The sequence below is a fragment of the Leyella stercorea DSM 18206 genome (genome assembly GCF_000235885.1).
In the GTDB taxonomy this organism is placed as follows: Bacteria; Bacteroidota; Bacteroidia; order Bacteroidales; family Bacteroidaceae; genus Prevotella; species Prevotella stercorea.
This window is the reverse complement of record NZ_JH379436.1, coordinates 13,534-33,611: the sequence shown is the minus strand read 5'-3', so window position 1 is coordinate 33,611 and position 20,078 is coordinate 13,534. Positions and strand designations below refer to the sequence as shown.

Annotated in this window: 15 protein-coding genes and 1 pseudogene; 12 read left to right on the top strand and 4 right to left on the bottom strand. The window is 47.1% G+C overall.

The window, feature by feature from the left end; translation table 11 throughout:
* Nucleotides 1-4 precede the first annotated feature (4 nt).
* The 7 genes and pseudogenes from HMPREF0673_RS07280 (at nt 5) to HMPREF0673_RS07255 (ending at nt 9,556) form a co-directional block, all read left to right on the top strand.
* On the top strand, nt 5-3,253 hold the full coding sequence (locus tag HMPREF0673_RS07280) for a UvrD-helicase domain-containing protein (RefSeq protein ID WP_007900249.1): 3,249 nt from the start codon (nt 5-7) through the stop codon (nt 3,251-3,253).
* Between the two features lie 17 nt (nt 3,254-3,270).
* Nucleotides 3,271-6,213 carry a PD-(D/E)XK nuclease family protein gene (locus HMPREF0673_RS07275; protein ID WP_007900248.1) on the top strand — a complete coding sequence of 981 codons (2,943 nt, stop codon included), beginning with the start codon at nt 3,271-3,273 and terminating at the stop codon, nt 6,211-6,213.
* Nucleotides 6,214-6,569: 356 nt separating this feature from the next.
* Nucleotides 6,570-7,046, top strand: coding sequence for a hypothetical protein (locus HMPREF0673_RS07270; RefSeq protein ID WP_157591657.1), 477 nt, complete (start codon nt 6,570-6,572; stop codon nt 7,044-7,046).
* A 78-nt stretch (nt 7,047-7,124) separates the two neighbouring features.
* A complete protein-coding gene (locus HMPREF0673_RS07265) occupies nt 7,125-7,331 on the top strand; it encodes a hypothetical protein (protein WP_007900245.1) in 207 nt (68 codons plus the stop codon).
* Nucleotides 7,332-7,393: 62 nt separating this feature from the next.
* On the top strand, nt 7,394-8,842 hold the full coding sequence (locus HMPREF0673_RS07260) for a zinc-ribbon domain-containing protein (RefSeq protein ID WP_172633647.1): 1,449 nt from the start codon (nt 7,394-7,396) through the stop codon (nt 8,840-8,842).
* A gap of 12 nt (nt 8,843-8,854) precedes the next feature.
* A pseudogene (locus HMPREF0673_RS15090) lies at nt 8,855-8,911 on the top strand (hypothetical protein); the annotation flags it as partial.
* Between the two features lie 33 nt (nt 8,912-8,944).
* On the top strand, nt 8,945-9,556 hold the full coding sequence (locus HMPREF0673_RS07255) for a zinc-ribbon domain-containing protein (RefSeq protein WP_007900243.1): 612 nt from the start codon (nt 8,945-8,947) through the stop codon (nt 9,554-9,556).
* A gap of 92 nt (nt 9,557-9,648) precedes the next feature.
* Here HMPREF0673_RS07255 and HMPREF0673_RS14885 read toward each other — a convergent pair whose 3' ends face one another.
* The gene (locus HMPREF0673_RS14885) at nt 9,649-10,173 is read right to left on the bottom strand and encodes a DUF4372 domain-containing protein (protein ID WP_007900242.1); all 525 of its coding nucleotides are present in this window, start codon (nt 10,171-10,173) and stop codon (nt 9,649-9,651) included.
* A 267-nt stretch (nt 10,174-10,440) separates the two neighbouring features.
* Between HMPREF0673_RS14885 and HMPREF0673_RS07245 the strand changes: the two genes are divergently transcribed.
* Nucleotides 10,441-12,441 (top strand): KUP/HAK/KT family potassium transporter, encoded by a 2,001-nt coding sequence (locus HMPREF0673_RS07245; RefSeq protein WP_040596636.1) that lies wholly within the window; start codon nt 10,441-10,443, stop codon nt 12,439-12,441.
* A gap of 140 nt (nt 12,442-12,581) precedes the next feature.
* On the top strand, nt 12,582-13,016 hold the full coding sequence (locus HMPREF0673_RS07240) for a PepSY-like domain-containing protein (protein ID WP_040596635.1): 435 nt from the start codon (nt 12,582-12,584) through the stop codon (nt 13,014-13,016).
* A 205-nt stretch (nt 13,017-13,221) separates the two neighbouring features.
* Here the strand turns inward: HMPREF0673_RS07240 and eno are convergent, their stop codons facing one another.
* Entirely contained in the window at nt 13,222-14,529 is a 1,308-nt protein-coding gene (gene eno, locus HMPREF0673_RS07235; protein WP_007900227.1) for a phosphopyruvate hydratase, read from the bottom strand.
* A gap of 438 nt (nt 14,530-14,967) precedes the next feature.
* Here eno and HMPREF0673_RS07230 point away from each other — a divergent pair, with 438 nt between their 5' ends.
* Both HMPREF0673_RS07230 and HMPREF0673_RS07225 read left to right on the top strand, forming a co-directional pair.
* Nucleotides 14,968-15,999: a CNNM domain-containing protein gene (locus HMPREF0673_RS07230; protein ID WP_040596634.1), complete on the top strand. Its 1,032-nt coding sequence runs from the start codon at nt 14,968-14,970 to the stop codon at nt 15,997-15,999.
* 118 nt (nt 16,000-16,117) lie between these two features.
* Nucleotides 16,118-16,582 (top strand): peroxiredoxin, encoded by a 465-nt coding sequence (locus tag HMPREF0673_RS07225; protein ID WP_007900221.1) that lies wholly within the window; start codon nt 16,118-16,120, stop codon nt 16,580-16,582.
* A 143-nt stretch (nt 16,583-16,725) separates the two neighbouring features.
* On the opposite strand, the gene HMPREF0673_RS07220 is transcribed toward HMPREF0673_RS07225, so the two are convergent.
* Both HMPREF0673_RS07220 and HMPREF0673_RS07215 read right to left on the bottom strand, forming a co-directional pair.
* Nucleotides 16,726-17,451 (bottom strand): 16S rRNA (uracil(1498)-N(3))-methyltransferase, encoded by a 726-nt coding sequence (locus tag HMPREF0673_RS07220; protein WP_007900218.1) that lies wholly within the window; start codon nt 17,449-17,451, stop codon nt 16,726-16,728.
* A 3-nt stretch (nt 17,452-17,454) separates the two neighbouring features.
* Nucleotides 17,455-18,759: an MFS transporter gene (locus tag HMPREF0673_RS07215; RefSeq protein ID WP_007900215.1), complete on the bottom strand. Its 1,305-nt coding sequence runs from the start codon at nt 18,757-18,759 to the stop codon at nt 17,455-17,457.
* Nucleotides 18,760-19,003: 244 nt separating this feature from the next.
* Between HMPREF0673_RS07215 and HMPREF0673_RS07210 the strand changes: the two genes are divergently transcribed.
* Nucleotides 19,004-19,876 (top strand): sigma-70 family RNA polymerase sigma factor, encoded by an 873-nt coding sequence (locus tag HMPREF0673_RS07210; protein WP_007900209.1) that lies wholly within the window; start codon nt 19,004-19,006, stop codon nt 19,874-19,876.
* Nucleotides 19,877-20,078: the final 202 nt, after the last annotated feature.

Here is a 20,078-nt window from a genome sequence, read left to right as displayed (position 1 = left end):
CATTATGACACCGACAGAAGAGAAAGCACTTACCGTATACAAAGCAAGTGCGGGTAGCGGAAAGACGTTCACGCTATCCGTAGAATACATAAAGTTGCTCATCAAGAACCCGATGAGTTTCCGTTCGACACTCGCTGTTACGTTTACGAACAAAGCCACTGAGGAGATGAAGACACGTATCCTCAGTCAGCTTTATGGTATATGGAAGCAGCTCCCGAAGTCGAAGGATTATATAGAAAAGATAAAGAGCGAACTTGGTGTGACCGAACAGTTTATGTCCGATCGCGCCAAGATCGCTCTTTTTAATATTGTACACAGCTACAGCTACTTCCGCATCGAGACCATCGACTCGTTCTTCCAGAGTGTGCTGCGCAATCTTGCACGCGAGCTCGACCTCACGGCCAACCTGCGCATCGAGCTTAACGACCGACAGATTGAGAGCATCGCCGTCGACGAGATGATCGACGAACTGGGCGAAAAGGACGAACTGCTGAAGTGGATTCTCGGTTATATAAAGGAGAACATCGACGACGACAAGAACTGGAACGTCATAGGCTACATAAAGTCGTTCGGCGAGAACATCTTCCGCGAGTTCTACAAGACAAAGAGCAAGGAGCTTAACACATTGCTGCACGAAAAGGGCTTCTTCGAGCAGTACACTAAGCGCATCAGAACCATACGCGACGAAGCCGAAGCGGAACTGAAAAGTGTTGCGGCGGAGTTCTTCGAGGCTCTCGAAACGGAAGGTGTTGACATCGCCGACCTTAGCTACGGCAAGTCGGGACCTGCCGGCTACTTCATCAAACTGCAGAACGGACAATACGACGAGAGCATCATCACCAGCAGAGTGCAGAAGGCGCTCGACGAAGGCTCTGCCGACTGCTGGACGAAGAAGAGTGCACCGCCATCGCTGCGTCACTTCGCCGAGGAGACCATCGTGCCGCTTCTCGAAAAGGCGGAAGCAACACGCCGGAGCAACTGGAAGATGTACGCATCGGCGGTACTCACACTGAAGCATCTCAACCAGCTGCGCCTGCTCAACAGCATTGAGCGGAAGGTGCGCGAGATGAACGTCGAGGCAAACCGCTTCCTGCTCAGCGACACCCACACCCTACTCCATTCGCTCATCAAGGACACCGACTCACCGTTCATCTTCGAGAAGATAGGCTCGCATCTGGAGAACGTGATGATCGACGAGTTCCAGGACACGAGCACCGTGCAATGGCAGAACTTCAAGGTGCTGCTCGAGGAGTGCATGAGCCACAGCGAAGAGCACGGCAACCTGATTGTGGGCGACGTGAAGCAGAGCATCTATCGCTGGCGTTCGGGCGACTGGCGTATGCTGAACAACATCAAGGGCGAGTTTCCGCAGGTGAGCGACATGCTCGACATACGCACGCTGACGCACAACTACCGTTCGTCGCGCCGTGTCATCAACTTCAACAACGCTTTCTTCGAGCGTGCCGCCGAGATAGAGTTCAACGACCTTAAGGAGTGCTGCGGCGAGGACGACATGCAGCTTGCCGAACAGCTGAAGAGTGCGTATGCCGACGTGTGCCAGCAGGTGCCCGACAAGCGCGAGGACACCGGATACGTACATATCGAGCTGCTTCCGCAGGACGACTACACCGACATCACACTCAACAAGACGGTCGAGACAGTAGACCATCTGATAGAATGCGGAGCCGACCCTTCGGACATAGCCATCATCGTGCGCTCCAACAACACCATACAGCAGATTGCGGAGCACTTCGCCTGTATGCGTCCCGAACTGAAGATTGTGTCTGACGAGGCTTTCCGTCTCGACAACTCTACGGCGCTGAACATCCTCGTAGCGGCGATGCACTCGCTGACGCACCAGGACGACAAACTGACACGGGCGTACATCGCAAAGGCTTACCTCACGAAGGTGAAGGGCGTAGACCTCGAAGCTGCCAACCGCATGGTTTCTACCGAGGAGGGCGTAGAGGAAGCGTTGCCTGCCAACTACCGCGACCACAACGACGAACTGCTCCAGATGCCTATCTACGAACTTGCCGAACGTCTTTACAAGATATTCAGTCTTGAGCGCATCGTGGGCGAGGACGCCTACGTATACGCTTTCTTCGACTGCCTCACCAGTTTCCTCACCTCAAACACGGCCACACTCGACGACTTCGTTGAGGAGTGGAACGAGAACTTCGCGTCGAACACCATCCAGGCACGCTCCATCGACGGCATACGCCTTATCACCATACACAAGAGTAAGGGTCTGGAGTTCAAGCACGTCATCATTCCGTTCTGCGACTGGCGCATGGAGAAGACCAACACTATATGGTGCGAGCCTACGGAGGCTCCGTTCAACGAGCTGCCGCTTGTGCCGGTAGACTTCAGCGCAAAACAGATGATGGGCACAATATACGAGCGCGACTACATCGTGGAGCATCTGCAGAACTGCGTAGACAACCTCAACCTGCTCTACGTGGCGTTCACGCGCGCCGAGCGCAGCCTAATCGTATTCGCACGCCGCGGCAACGCGTCGCTGCGTTCGTACGTGATAGAGCAAGCGATAAGCGACATGCAGCTGCCCGACTGCTCGCTCGAAGGCGACCTCACCACCTCACCATCTCACCACCTCACCCTCACTTACGGCGAGATAGACACCACCAAGGAGAAGAAAAAGGCTGAGGAGCCGAACATCTTCACGCCGCACGTAGAGAACCTCCTGCTGCCGATGAAGACCTACGCCTCGAACGTAGAGTTCAAGCAGAGCAACAAGAGTCGCGACTTCATCAACGACGAAGCTGACGACGAGCAGGCAGAGCAGCAGTCGTACATCAAGACGGGTCTGCTACTCCACTATCTGTTCTCTAACATCGAGACCGCCGCCGACGTAGACCGCTGTCTGCACGACATGGAGATGGAAGGTCTGTTCGACGAAAGCGTCATCACGCCTAACAAACTGAAGAACATGCTCCACAAGCGCTTCTCTAACCCAAAGGTGAAGGAGTGGTTCGGTAGCGGCTGGACGCTCTTCAACGAGTGTTCCATCCTCAGCTACGACCCACACACCGACAAGCTGACGGAGCACCGCCCCGACCGCGTGATGAAACGCGGCGACGAGGTGCAGATTGTCGACTTCAAGTTCGGCAAGCCGCAGCCCGAGCACACCGACCAGGTGCAGCGCTACATATCGCTCACGCACAACATGGGCTACACCGACGTGAAGGGCTACCTCTGGTACGTCTATTCGGACAACATCGTTGAAGTTTAACAAAAAAGGAAAACAACATGAACAAGACATTCTTAGAATATGTCGCAGAAGATATAATCGGCAAGTACGGCACCGACCTCTCGCGCATCGCCGTCGTGTTCCCCAACAAGCGTGCCGCTCTGTTCCTCAACGAGCATCTTGCGCGCATTGCTGGTCAGCCCATATGGAGCCCTGCGTACATCACCATCAGCGACCTCTTCCGCCAGCATACCGACCTCAAGACCGCCGACCCTATAAAGCTGATATGCGACATACACAAGTCGTTCACGAAGTGTACGGGCATCGACGAGACACTCGACCACTTCTACGGCTGGGGACAGCTGCTGCTTGCCGACTTCGACGACATCGACAAGAACATGGCTGACGCCGACAGCATATTCTGCAACCTTAAGGACATTCACGAGCTCGACGACATATCTTATCTCGACAACGAGCAGAAGGAGATGCTTGCGCGCTTCTTCGCCAACTTCAGCGACGACATCGACTCCGAACTGAAGAAGCGTTTCCTCAGTCTGTGGTCTCACTTCGGCGACATCTACCACGACTACAACCGCCGCCTCACCGAGCAGGGCATAGGCTACGAGGGCGCCATATATAGAAAGGTGGTGAGCGAGGAGACGCTGCAGATGAAGTACGACAAGTATCTGTTCGTAGGCTTCAACCTCCTGCAGAAGGTGGAGCGCGTGCTGTTCAGCCGACTGATGAAGGAGGGCAAGGCGAAGTTCTACTGGGACTTCGACGAATACTACATGCCCTCACCATCTCACCACCTCAACACCTCACCATCTCAACACCTCAACACCTCACCATCTCACCACCTCAACACCTCACCATCTCACCACCTCACCACCTCACCATCTCACCACCTCTCAGGGGGTGCACTTGTCTCAAGTGCACCAACCAATCTCACCACCTCACCATCTCAACACCTCAACATCTCCGACTTCCCCAACGAGCTCGACAACACCGACCCCGACATCTACGCCAACATGCGCCGACCCAAACGCATACGCTTCATCTCCTCGCCCACGGAGAACGCGCAGGCGCGCTTCGCGAGCAACTGGCTCCTCGAGAACCACCGCTACCGTGCCGGCCGCAAGACAGCCATAGTGATGTGCGACGAGAGCATACTGCTGCCCATCATGCACAGCCTGCCGCCCGAAGCCGACAAGGTCAACATCACAAGCGGTTTCCCCCTCGCCATGACGCCCGTAGCCTCGCTCGTGATGCTGCTCTTCGACCTCTACACGCTCGGCTTGCGCAAGAAGGGCACCGCCCTCAACCCCCACTACCTTAAGAAGCTCATGGCGCACCCCTACGCACACCACATTCAGGGGGTGCACTTGTCTCAAGTGCACCAACCAAATTCACCATCTCACCACCTCACCACCTCACCCATCCTTCACCACATCGCCACCCTCATAAAGCAGGTGGGCATAGCCACAAAGCCCGAGGGCGACCCACTCACGCAGGAGTCAGTCTTCCGCATGTACACCATACTCAACCGCCTCGCCACATTAGCCGACAGCGGCGACCTCCTCGTCGACAACACCACGCTGCGCCGACTCGTCTCCCAGCTCGTCAGCTCCTCGTCCATACCCTTCCACGGCGAGCCCGTTGTGGGCGTACAGATAATGGGCGTGCTCGAGACGCGCAACATCGACTTCGACCACCTCCTCCTCCTCTCCTGCAACGAAGGCAACATGCCCAAGGGCATCAACGACTCGTCGTTCATACCCTACTCCATACGCAAGGCGCACGGACTCACCACCATCGACAACAAGGTAGCCCTCTACTCCTACTACTTCCACCGCCTGTTGCAGCGCGCCCGCGACATCACCATCGCCTACAACAACTCCACCGACAACGGACACACCGGCGAGATGAGCCGCTTCATGCTGCAGCTGCTCGTGGAGAGCGGACAGAAGATAGACTACTACAGTCTGACGGCGAAGAACCAGCCGACGCCTCTGATGCCGAAACCCATAGAGAAAGACGAGACTGCCCTCAGCAAGCTCGAGGAGATGAGCCGCCTCTCGCCCTCGGCTATCAACACGTACATACGCTGCAAACTGGCGTTCTACTACCAGTACATAGCACACATAAAGGAACCTGACAGCGACCCCGAGACTATCGACAACCGCATGTTCGGCAACATATTCCACCGCGCGGCATACCTTATATATAAGGACATCAGCGACCATAGTCCGGTTATCGAGAAGGCTCACATACAGGCCTACCTCAGCAACCGCACCCTCCTGGCAAACGTCGTCGACCGCGCCTTCGAGGAGGAGGAATGCAAGACCAACAACGGACTGCAGATTATCAACCGCGAGGTGATAATCCAGTACATCACCAAGCTCCTCAAGATCGACCAGCAGCTCTGCCCGTTCAGCATCCTGGCTATGGAGGAAGAAGCGAAGGTGTACACGCAGCTGTCCTTCACCACCACACCATCTCACCACCTCACCACCTCACCATCTCACCACCACCTCACCATCGGCGGCATCATCGACCGCCTCGACATCCTCACCGACAAGCAGACCGGCAAGCCACGCATACGCGTCGTCGACTACAAGACCGGCAACCAACCCTCCAGCCCAATAAAGAGCATCGACGAAATCTTCGACCCCAACAACATCCGCACCAAACACTCCAACTACTACCTCCAGGCGATACTCTACTCCCTCATCGTCAGCCGTTCCAAGCGTTGGAACCCCGCTGACCACCCCGTCAGCCCAGCCCTGCTCTTCATAAAGCAAGCCCCCGCCAACCACTACGACCCGACGCTCTGCATCGACAAACACCCGATAAGCGACGTGACGGTCTACGAGGAGGAGTTCCTCACAAAACTCAAGGAGACCGTAGCCGACATGTATTCCCCCAACGTCCCCTTCACACCTACTGACGACAGAAAGAAGTGCGAGCTTTGCCCCTACCGAATGCTCTGCGGACTATAGCAACTCTTTGCAAAAGTCATCGGCACCCGTACGCCGTCCGATCAGACCCCGAACGCAACCCGATTGGACGGCGAACGCAATCTGATCGGACGGCGGACGCGAACGGTGACGTTTCGACGGAAATAATAATACTTAATCTGTGCGATTTGGAATTGAATGATAAGGCATTTGATCCTAAATATATTATTTCTACAGCGGAGATTAAGATTGCGAGAACAAGATGGTTGACTATACTCATGCTATTCTTAATTATTATTGCCTTATATCTTAGTGCTTATCTAAAGTTTTTTTGTAACTTTGCATAGGTTTGAAGAACTATGTTTCAAGCCCTAAAATCATATAAACACAGAAAAAACATGAAAGATGTTACTAACAAACATAATAAAGACTGTTTTGAAACGAACTTATTACTTTCACAATACGGATTTGTGGAAGAATATGAAACTGTCGTAAGAAATAATAAGCTTGAAAAACTCCGTTTTCTTTATCTACAACTTAAACCTACTATTGGTCTTCTTGTATATAATTTCTATCACACGGATACTAAAAGAAAGCTTCAAGGATTCGATATGTTCATGTATGATTCTAATAGTATTAAAGATGCAATATATCAATTTCATGGACATAATAAACATAAAAGACTTCCAGGATTTATGCTGTTATGCTTTCAAGACTATATAGAACGCACCCAATTGATATTAGACCAACTTCTGGAAGAAGATATTGACGATTTTCTTGCAGTTGAAACTAAGTACGAGAAAGTTTCTCGTGAATTATATAATAAAGAAAAAGAAAATCCAAATGCTATTCGTGAATTGCAGGAAACACCATAGTTTTACATAATATAGATATTATAATGGTTAATCCACCTTATAAGGGTAATTATTGAATATACATTTAAACATTAAAATATGAAACGACTTATAATATTTATCATTTCGTTTTTGTGCTTCACACAAACTTTTTCTGAGGAACATTTGAAGTTCCTTGGATTCCCTATAGATGGCACAGCCAACGAATATGCCTCAAAACTAATGTCAAAAGGCTTTTATATTTCTCCTGATAACGAATATGCCAGTAATGGACTTCGTGTTATGGAAGGTCTTTTCCTTGAATAGCTTTGGATTGACAAACTTAGAAGTGTGATAAAATGAATGATCCTTACAAGAAATCATATATATTGAAACGAATCCTAAAGGAGGGTAGTTTTGAAGATAACTATCCAGAAAGAGCATTAGATTGGGACTATGATGATGAAAGGAATCAACCATACAAACCATCTGATTTTCTATCTGGGTCAAATAAACTTATTTATTGGAAATGTCATGTGTGTGGCTATAAAAGTGAAACTCCGACAAGTATTCAAAGCCATGCTAAGAAAATGTTCCCATGTAAGAGATGTGCAATAAAAGGTAGAACTAATCAGCGATATGGAGAAGATCCTATAACAATAACAAATCCAGAATTGTTAAAGGAATGGGATTATGAGAAAAACGAACAAGAAGGCATATTCTCGGAGGATGTTACTAATCATGACACCAAGACACAAGTTCATTGGGTATGTAAACGTGGGCATCATTGGAAGAATAGTGTGTCTTACAGATTGCATAGAACGTCTGGTGAATGTCCTATTTGTCAGAGGGAGATGCATACATCATTTCCTGAGCAAGTGTTATATTTTTACTTTAACCAACATATAGAATGCATAAATGGATATAAATTAGAAAACAATTCTCATATAGATATATTTATTCCCTCAAAAATGATAGGAATTGAATATGATGGGCCAAAGCATAAAACACCTAAACAGAAGGCAAGAGACGAAAGAAAAGAAGTTCTTCTGCAAAAAATGGGAATAAAGTTATATAGAGTTATAGAGTCTGAATATTTTAGTGTGAAAAAAGATGCTGTTCATGTTATTTATGACAAAAATTACGCATATTTAAATTATGCTATAGAAAATCTTTGTTATTTGATAGGTATTCCATATGTTGCAATTGATGTAGAGAAAAACAAAGTTGCCATAAAGGAATCTTATCTCACAAGAAAGAAAGAGAATAGCATTGCAAGACTTTATCCTCATTTGCTTACTGAATGGGACTATGAAAAGAACGGAAATATAGACCCAGAATGTATTAGCCGTGGCTCAAGTTTAAAACTATATTGGAAGTGCAAGAATGGACATAGTTGGTATGCACCTTCTTCAAGCAGAACACAAGGCTATGGTTGTCCATATTGTGCCGGTGTAAAGTTACTGATTGGATTTAATGACTTTGCAACAAAAAGTCCTCAATTACTTGACGAATGGGATTACAAAGAGAATGGGAAACAGGGTATAATGCCAAACAATATATCCGCCGGTAATAGTAAACAAAAAGTATATTGGATTTGCAAGAATTTTCCTGAACATAAATGGACGGCAACTGTTGCTGATAGGATTCAAGGAACAGGATGCCCATATTGTGCAGAAGAGCTACGCAAAGTGACCAAACGCAAAACATATGTAAAAAAGAATGGATCTTTTGCTGAAAAATATCCAGAATTATTGAAAGATTGGTTTTATGAGAAAAATGAGACCTTGAATGTATTTCCTAACAAAATCCCGTCTCACTATTCGGAAGTCGTTTAGTGGAAATGCCATATCTGTGGTTATGTATGGACAGCGACACCAGATAATAGAGCAAATGGAAAAGGTTGTTCCCAATGTTATAAATATAATCATTCACAAATAATGAGAGAGGTTCTTTTAGCAAGACATGGGTCTTTATTACAAAAGAATCCAGAGATTGCTGTCTTTTGGGATATTGAAAATAATAAAGAAAAAACTGCTGATGATGTAACATCAATGTGTGATTATAAGGCAAGTTGGAAATGTCCAAAATGCGGGCATCAATGGATTAAACGAGTGAATAAAATGGTATTGTATCCATGTTGTCCTAAATGTAAGTACAGCCTTAATGAAAAGAAAAAAACAATAATCCAATTTGATTTAAAACTAAATGAAATTGCTAGATATGACTCTCCAAAGAAAGCAGCGATAGCGACAGGAATTGATAGACAATATATTTTATCTACAGCAAGACATGACTCAAAAAGTACGCATGGATACGTATTTCGATACGAAGATGATAATACTGATATAAATCAATTTACGCCTACACATCAACCAACTCCAAAGGCTGTATTACAATACACGAAAGAAGGAAAATTTGTTAAAGAGTGGAATAGCATAAGGAAAGCAGAAATAAAATATTCGATTGCAAATGGCAAAATATCTGCAGTATGTAAAGGACAAAGAAAATCTGCAGGTGGGTATATATGGAAATATAAAGATGTTGAATAGAATTGTAACTGGACCTTATACCGTTCATACATCTTTGAGCCATTCTCTTCAATAGAGCCTGATTTGCCTATATAAGCAATAAACTTATAGCTTTAATCATTTACCATTCTATATTGAAACGTGCGAATAGTCGTTATAAATTCGGATATTACGCTTATAAGTCCGTTAAAACTGGACTTCGGTAGGAAATTTATGCTCTTTGGAGTTTTAGCGGACAGCAATAATAAGGTTATTATAGTGGAGTTGATGATTTGCAGACGGGTGAGCCATGAGGAGACCTGCCGGTTTCGGCTGTCCGAGGAAAGTTCGTCATTGTATCTGACATACTGGCTGCGGTATGTGTCCTCATACATGGCTGCGGGCCTGCTGGCGTTGGCGTCCGACAATGTGCAGCTCCTTGGCATGGTCTTTATGCCAAGATGAGCGAGCTTACGTGCCTCGGGAAACATGAAGTCGGTAATTTTACGCAATAAGTTAAATCTCTTGATAACGGCGTAAAGCATTATAACCAGATGCTGGTAGGCATCAAAAAGCTTAACGTAGCGTTCTCCGTTATGTTCGCGACTGAATTTGAGAATTTCTTCCTTGCTGAGCAAATTTATTAGCTGTCCACACATCGGCTGTCCGCTAAAATGTGCACCTTTTTCATAGTTACTTGAATTAATATTTTCAAAAACAAAGGTAACAAGAAAGGCTGATACCTCGTGAGAAGTATCAGCCTTAATTTATTTTGTTTGAAAAGTTTTACCAGCTTCATATCTTTCACAAGATGTTAAATAAGATAATTCTTGTTAAACAAATCATATCTTACCTCTCATGTTTATACCTTTGCGGACAATTTGATAATCTAAAGGATAACATTGTTTAATAAAAAAGAGAAAAACATGAGAGAAGATACAAAAAAATCGGTAGTCTGCAACCATCATCGAATAAGCTTCTTGGGATTGCTCGTCACTTTAGGCATCGTGTTTGGCGACATCGGAACATCACCCCTATATGTGATGAAGGCCATCCTGCATACAGGCGAGACCATCGACGAGAGCACCATACTGGGCGCATTATCCTGCATCATCTGGACACTCACCCTACAGACAACCATCAAATACGTATGTGTGGCGCTGCGTGCCGACAACAATGGCGAAGGAGGCATTCTCGCCCTCTACGCCCTGTTGCGTCGACTCAAGAGCAAGTGGATATACATATTGGCTATCATAGGCGCCAGCACCTTGTTGGCTGACGGAATCATCACCCCTGCCATCACGGTTACCACAGCCATCGAAGGACTCGAAAGCATCAGTCCTGATCTGCCGGTCATCCCAATTACACTTGCCATCATCACCATCATCTTCTTCGTACAGCGGTTTGGCACAGAGAGCATAGGCAAGTCGTTTGGAGTATTCATGCTGCTATGGTTTCTGCTGCTGGGCGTGGTGGGAGCCTTCAGCATCACGTCTTACCCCATGATACTGAAGGCTTTCAATCCCTATTACGCAGTTGTTCTGCTAACACAATCGCCTGAATGGTTCTTAATCCTTGGCGCCGTGTTTCTCTGCACTACCGGTGCCGAGGCTCTCTACTCCGACTTGGGACATTGTGGCAGAAAAAACATCACCATCAGTTGGGCATTTGTAAAGACCATGCTCATTCTCAACTATCTGGGACAGGGCGCTTGGGTGCTGAACCATGTGCCAACAGCCTTGTCCGTGAATCCGTTCTTTTCCATAATGCCGCAGAGCATGTTGATCTTCGCCATCATCATGGCCACGGGTGCGGCTATCGTGGCAAGTCAGGCACTTATCAGCGGCACCTTCTCCATATTGAGCGAAGCCATGAACCTGCACTTCTGGCCGCGTATGCGTATAAAGCATCCTACTCATGTAAAAGGACAACTCTATATCCCGATGATCAACCTTGCCATGTACATCGGCGTGGTTCTCATCATCCTTCTCTTTCGCGACTCCTCACACATGGAGGCTGCGTACGGACTCGCCATCACTATCACCATGCTGATGACTACCCTGCTGCTAGGTTTCTACCTGCACAGCAAGGGCGTGGCACGAGTCTTCACGCTGCTGTTTATGGGCGCATACTGCACCATCGAAGCCATCTTTCTGGCAGCCAACCTGTCAAAGTTTCTCGCTGGAGGATGGTGTACGATGCTCATTGGCGGAATCCTGTTCCTAATGATGTATGTATGGGTTCGGGCCATGAAGATACGACGCCATTATGTCTGCACCAAACCGCTGGATGACTATTATCAGATTATCTCCGACATCAAAGCCGACGAGAGCATACCTAAGTACGCGTCCAACCTTGTCTATGTAAACCATACCAGCAAGGAAGGCGCCGTAGACGACAAACTGCTCTATTCCATCATCAACAAGCAGCCCAAGCGTGCCGATCATTACTGGTTTATAAATATGGAGTTTGTAGATACTCCAGACACGCTTGAGTACAGCTGCAAAACTCTGGTGCCAGACACTCTCTATAGTGTGACGATGCACATAGGTTTCCGCATAGAACCACGTGTGAGTCTTTATCTGCGACAAGTGGTGGAAGACCTTGTGGCAAGCAAGAAGGTAGATTTAAAAAGCACCTATCCTTCGCTTCGTAAGAACGGAATACCTGGCGATTTCCGGTTCATCATCATTCATCGTGTATATTATCCAGAGAGTTCCGCCAACCGTCAGCAGAACTTGTTGATGAGTTTCTACGCTCTTATCAGCAAGATAGGCATCGACGAGCCTAAGGCATTGGGCCTCGACACTTCTATGGTGGTGGTAGAACGTGTGCCGCTCATCATCAACCAACGTAACAGAAGCATCAGGCGCATCACGCAGATTGTGGACAAAAAGGAAGAACAGAAAGAAAAAGGATGTTTGTAATAAACTTTCGCGAACGATTTGCGTCTAATTGAATGTGTGATGTTTGAAGATTTCTGTCCGCTTCAAGAACGAGTAGAATTTACTTCAAAACATCAATCATATATTATAAATCTTTAATTTGTAGCTTTATGAAAAGAATTATGAGAATTTTGATGATTGCCGTTTGTTGCATGATGTCATTCAGTTTCGTAGCAAATGCCGACAACGACAAACCCATCAACGTTAAAGAACTCCCTGCCAAGGCCCAGACCCTGCTCAGCAAACACTTCAAGGGTCAGAAGGTCATGCTCGCCACAATTGAGTCCGGCGTTCTCAGCAGAAGCTATGACGTCGTTCTGCGGAATGGCACGAAGCTGGAGTTCGACAAGAAGGGCAACCTTACTGAGATTGACTGCAAACAAGGCATCGTGCCCAGCCAGCTCATCCCGCAACCCATCAAGAACTACTTGAAGGAGAATTATAGAGGAGAAACTGTGAGAAAGATAGAGCTGAACACGAAGGAATACGAAGTGGAACTGACAAACGGAATTGACCTCACCTTCAACCGCCGCTTCCAACTCATTGATATCGACTGATCGGCAGGATAAGTCCCGCATGTCGTTCCCGGTTAAGATACGATGTAACATCTCTCGTTATAGCAGCATCCCTTTTGTAGGCAGTGCAAACATAGCCGTGTGACACCCGGCCCTGTTTGAAAATATAAAATATGGGCATGGTCAACCGTCACGGTTGTTCATGCCCATTAACGTCGATTATGATTTATTCAATAATTAACCACGTCTATTTTAGTTTCTTGTAACCGTAAGCAGCGTTATCCCCCAACTGCTCCTCGATACGGATAAGCTGGTTGTACTTTGCCATACGGTCAGTACGGCTCATCGAACCAGTCTTGATCTGGCCCGAGTTAGTTGCCACAGCGATATCAGCGATAGTCGTATCCTCGGTTTCACCAGAACGGTGCGATGTAACAGTTGTGTAGCCATGGCGATGAGCCATCTCTATCGCATCCAAAGTCTCAGTAAGCGAACCTATCTGGTTCACCTTGATAAGGATAGAGTTGGCAGCACCCATTTTGATGCCCTTCTCCAAGAACTTCACATTCGTAACAAAGAGGTCGTCACCAACCAGCTGGCAACGGTCGCCGATGGCAGCCGTAAGCTTCACCCAGTTGTCCCAATCATTCTCATCAAGACCGTCCTCGATGGAATCAATAGGATATTTGGTGATCAGTTCTTCCAAGAACCTTATTTGCTCTGCAGCCGTGAGCTTCTTGCCGTTGGGATCCTTCTTCTTGCCGTCCTTCAGTTGGCGATAATCGTAATACCATTCACCGTTCTCCTGAACAGCAAACTCGCTGGCAGCGCAGTCCATTGCTATCTTCACATCCTTTCCCGGCTCATAGCCAGCATCCTTGATTGCCTGACAGATGCTCTCAAGCGCATCCTCTATACCATTGAGTGCAGGAGCGAAACCACCCTCGTCGCCGACAGCAGTAGAAAGACCGCGACTCTTCAGGAGCTTGGCCAAGGCATGGAACACCTCTGCACCCATACGGATGGCCTCTCTCTCATTAGGAGCACCCACAGGACGGATCATAAACTCCTGGAAAGCGATTGGCGCATCAGAGTGAGCACCGCCATTGATGATGTTCATCATAGGAACGGGAAGGCTGTAAGTATTGCAACCACCGATATAGCGATACAACGGGATGTGGAGATACTCCGCAGCAGCATGAGCCACTGCAAGCGATACGCCAAGAATAGCATTGGCTCCCAGGTTTGACTTGGTCTTGGTGCCGTCCAACTCCAACATCTTATAGTCGATAGCACGCTGCTCCAAAGCAGAGAAACCGACCAAAGCCGGTGCAATCACGCTATTCACATTCTCTACAGCCTTTAATACTCCCTTGCCACAATAGCGGCTCTTGTCGCCATCACGAAGTTCCAAAGCCTCATTCTCACCTGTTGAGGCACCAGACGGGACTGATGCGCGACCAACGATGCCAGACTTTAATGACACCTCAACCTCTACTGTAGGATTGCCACGAGAATCCAAGATCTCTCTTGCATGAACATTTTCGATAATCATAATACAATAATCTTTATAATTATAAAACTTTTATATAAACCGCATGAACACAACTATCGGTCGTGTAAATACGATTCTTTTCCGAGTGCAAAAATAGTAATCATAAGAGAAACCACCAAATTCGGAGCGTCATCAAAAATAGGTATTTCACTAAAAACGCCCAAATGTAGATATGGCATATTGTCTGTATTATGCCAACAATGGTGCTTGATGGAGTGATGGGGTAAAAGAAATATACTAACAAAACAGAAATTCCACGGCATTTAGTTAAAGAATACCAACATCCGACATCAAAGGAATAAAAATACCCACAAAATAGATATCTTTGCGCTGTAAATGACACACCGATTATACATACACCATAACGCCCTTCGTTTATAGTAAGTAGTCCAAACACCCCTTTTGCAGACAACTTATTATTAACGAATCAAATATTTCATGGGCTTAATCATTTTATATTTCTTAAGTGCTCTGTCACTATCCTTTTTATGTTCCGTCCTCGAGGCAGTACTCCTATCCACTCCTATGTCGTTCATCTCGATGAAGGAGAGTCAAGGCAGCAAGACTGCCTCCTTAATGAAACAGTACAAGAACAACGTGGACCGTCCCGTAGGCGCAATCCTCTCGCTCAACACCATTGCCCACACCATCGGTTCGGCAGGTGTCGGCGCAGAGTCGATGAAGCTCTTCGGCGAAGAATACTTCGGACTGATATCAGCCATTCTCACGCTGTTGATCCTTGTGCTTTCCGAAATCATACCCAAGACCATCGGAGCATCCTACTGGCGTTCGCTCGCCATGCCTTCCACCAAGACTATCCGCGTGCTCATCTTCATCACCTACCCGCTCGTTCTGCTCTCAGAGCTAATCACAAAGGTCTTCACCCCGAAGGCGCATCAAGCTTCCGTGAGCCGCGAAGAAGTGTCGGCGATGGTTGACGTAGGCACCACGGAGGGCATCTTCCGCGAGTCAGAAAGCAAGATTATCAAAAGCTGCATCCGTCTGGCTGCCGTTAAGGCACGCGAGGTGATGACACCATCCATTGTGGTAGAATCTGCCAACGTGAACCTTACCATCAAGGAGTTCTACGAGCAGCAGACATGGAATTTCTCACGCATACCCGTCTACGACAAAAGTAAGGAATATATCATCGGCTACGTGCTGAAAGACATGGTGCTGAAGAAGTTGTCGGACGACAAATTTGAAACAAAACTCTCCGACCTCATGCGCCCGATACTTTCTTTCAACGAAGACGATTCGGTATATCAAATATGGGAGAAGATGCTGGAGAAGCGCGAACACATTTCCATCATCCTCGACGAATACGGCTGCCTACGTGGCGTGGTCTCAATGGAAGACATCATAGAAACCATGACCGGCGTAGAGATTGTGGACGAGGATGACGTGGCTGTTGACATGCAGGCTTTCGCAAAGGAGAAGTCGCGTAAGATGTTGCAAAAAGGGAAATAGCAAGAATACATGCAACAAGTAAACATCCGACATTAAGAGCGCAAAGAGTTTGCTCATCTCAGATTGAATACATATCTTTGCAACATAAAACAAAATAAAAAACAAAAACAACCCAATTATGAACATAGGAGACAAAATACCCGAGATTCTTGGCATAGACCAAGACGGACGTGAAATCAAGGCAAGCGACTATCAAGGTCGCAAAATCGTACTTTACAGCTATCCCAAGGCAAACACCAGCGGATGCACAGCCGAGGCATGTTCCCTCCAGGCACACAAAGAAGAGTTGGCAGCTGCCGGCTACGACATAATAGGCGTCAGCAAGGACAAGCAGGCCCTACAGAAGAAATTCGCCGACACTCAGGGACTGCAGTTCCCGCTCATCGCCGACACCGAGACCACACTCTTGCAGCAACTTGGTTGCTGGGGCGAAAAAGTAGCCTGCGGCAGAAAAACCATCGGCATCCTGCGCACAACATACCTCGTTGACGAAAATGGCATCATCCAGAAAATCTTCACACCCAAAGAGATAAAGACGAAGATTCACGCCGAACAGATCCTGCAATACATCAATAAAGAATAAAATCCTCACAAGTTCAGAGAAGTTTAAGGAGTTAAGGAGTTAAGCCAAATGCTTTTAATGCTGTAAATCAAGCAAAAACACTAATGGCTTAACTTCTTAACTTCTTAACTTCTTAACTACTCCTTAACTACTCCTTAACTCCTTCACCCCCTCCGCTTAGAAAGATTTGCCATCATCACCGCACTCAGACCCGCAGTCTCCGTACGCAAACGACTTCTGCCAAGCGATATCGACTCGTAGCCATGCTCCATAGCCAACCTCACCTCATCGATAGAGAAATCACCCTCCGGACCGACAAGCACCGTGACCGGCGTTTCCGCGTCCATCGCAGAAAGCTCGTCGAACAAATCCCGACGCACCACCTCCTCATAACAATGAGCAATAAACTTACGACCCTCGCGTTCCCTCGCAACAAACTCCCTGAAGCCACACATCTCGTTCACCACAGGCTTACAAGCCTTGTGACTCTGCTTCATTGCCGAGACAACGATACGCTCCACCCTGTCCGTACGCAACGTCTTGCGCTCAGAGAACTTACAATCCAAGAAGCTAATCTCGTCGAAGCCAATCTCAGTGGCCTTCTCCGCCATCCATTCCATACGATCCATCATCTTCGTAGGCGCAATGGCAAGACTTATACGTCCACGCCACTCACGCTCATACGGCAGAGTCTCCAGAATGTTGTACAAGCAATGCTTGCCCGATGCCACACTAACCTCAGCGTCAAACAATCCCCCCTCGCCGTCTACGAGCACCATACGGTCGCCACTTTGAAGGCGAAGCACCCTAACAGCGTGCTTCGCTTCCTCTTCCGGCAGTTCACCAACGCTCGCAGCATTGGGAACATAGAAATATCTGATTTCCTTCATGCCCTAAGCCTTAACCTCCTTCTTCGTTCTGAACATCACAAGGAACAGCAATGCCACAACAAGCGCATAACCAGCAAAAATGAACCAACAAGTCTGCCAATCGCCTAACAGATAACCACCCTCTGTCCAATGGCAATAATGATTGATAACCTGACCAGCAAGCAACGTACCGACCGTTGCGCCCAAACCATTAGTCATCAACATGAACAAACCCTGCGCAGAAGCCTTCACATTCTCATCACACTCCGCGTTAACAAACAATCCGCCCGACACATTGAAGAAGTCGAAAGCCACACCATAAACCACACACGACAACACGAAAAGCAGCACACCCGGCATCATCGGATTACCCAAACCGAAGAAACCGAAGCGCAGCACCCAGGCGAACATCGCGATGAGCATAACCATCTTTATGCCATAACGACGCAGAAAGAATGGAATAAGAAGAATACACAAAGCCTCTGCCACCTGACTGATCGAAACGAGCAGCGTAGCATTGTTGGCAGCGAAAGAGTCTGCCATCTCTGGTATGCCCTTAAAACTTGTAATAAACGGTGTTGCATAACCATTCGTCACCTGCAGCGACATTCCGAGCAAACCAGAGAAAATGAAGAACAAAGCCATACGCTTAGTCTTGAACAGCTTGAACGCGTTCAAGCCGAACGCCTCCGCAAGCGACTGCGCCTTCTTTGCCTGAAGCTTACACTGCGGCAGCGTCATACAATAAACAAAAAGCACAAAGCTCAACACACCCGAAACAAGAAACTGCAAATGAGTATATTGAAACTTATTAGCGTTATCAGCAAGTGTCAAACCAAACGAGCCACCATCTACGACAGCACAATTCACAAACCACATCGTAGCGATGAAACCAACAGTACCAAACACACGTATCGGCGGAAAATCCTTAACCGTATCAAGACCATGGTTAGTAAGAATAGCAAAAGCAGCTGTGTTAGACAACGCAAGCGTAGGCATATAGAAAGCCACACTCAACGTGTACAACGACATAAAGAGTGTCTTGTCTGGAGTCGCGCTATTCATGCCCATCATAAACAGACCAACCATAAACACACCAGCAAGCAAATGACAGTAACCAAGCAAACGCTGAGGTTGTATAAGGCGGTCAGCCACAATACCCATTAAGGTAGGCATAAAAATCGAAACGATACCCTGTATCGCATAGAACCAAGAAATCTCGGCACCCATACCAGCCTTTCCAAGATAATTACCCATAGAAGTGAGGTAAGCACCCCAAACTGCGAACTCCAAGAAGTTCATTAATGCCAAACGCACTTTAATATTCATAATTGTAATAGTATTTGTTTTCTGATTATGAGGTTAACGACCCAATTCGTAGCCGTATATTTCGCAAAGGTACAATCTTTTTTAAAAATACAACAAGAATGAAGAACAAAATACACGCCACGCATAAGTTTTGCATATTTAGATTTGTGTGTATCGGCAAAAAATCGTACCTTTGCAGGGTTTTCGTAACCTTTGCGAAAACAGACATCAGTTTATTACGCGTAAGAAAGTTTAGGTATATAAGATGAGACAACTTAAAATTCAAAAAAGTATTACAAACCGTTCCAGTGAAGCACTTGACAAATATCTTGTCGAAATTGGTCGTGCTCCGCTGATAACCATTGATGAAGAGATTGAGCTTGCGCAAAAAATCAAAAAAGGAGGTCCGGAGGGCGAACGCGCCAAGGACAAACTTGTAACAGCCAATCTGCGATTTGTGGTATCTGTTGCCAAACAATACCAGCACCAAGGACTTACCCTTACCGACCTTATCGACGAAGGCAATATAGGTCTGATAAAAGCTGCTCAGAAGTTTGACGAGACTCGCGGTTTCAAATTCATCTCATACGCCGTATGGTGGATTCGTCAGAGCATACTTCAAGCCATTGCAGAACAGAGTCGCATCGTACGTCTGCCACTCAACCAAGTTGGTTCATTGAATAAAATCAACCACGAGATTAACAAGTTTGAACAAGAAAACCAGCGACACCCATCTGTTTCAGAACTTTCTGAAGCTACAAACATAGACGAAGAGAAAATCGGTCAAAGCCTCATGGCAGACGGACACCACGTAAGTATCGACGCTCCTTTCCAAGATGGCGAAGACAACTGTATGCTCGACGTCATGCCGAGTGGCGAAGACAGCCGAACAGACCGTCAAGTCGACCACGAGTCAATGGCATTAGAACTCAACTCGGTGCTTAACAAAGTGCTCAAGGATCGCGAAATCACAATCATTCGCGAGTGCTTCGGCATCGGCTGCCACGAGAAAGGTCTTGAAGAGATTGGCGACCAGCTCGGTCTGACACGTGAACGTGTACGCCAAATTCGCGAGAAGAGCATTGCGAAACTCCGCGATAGCGGTAACGCAAAGATTTTGATGAAGTATTTAGGTTAGGCTAAATTTTAATTGTTCAGTAAGTGGCGAACAGTTAGCTTCCGAACTGATTGTCACTTATAAAAGTGCCCTCGAAAAAGCAACCGCTTTATTTCGGGGGCACTTGTCTATTCATTTCACGAGCGAAGCGAATTATCTTAGTGCGCAGAACGTGCAGACCCACCAAAAACAATTTAGGCGGCAAGTCTCTTTATTATCAGAA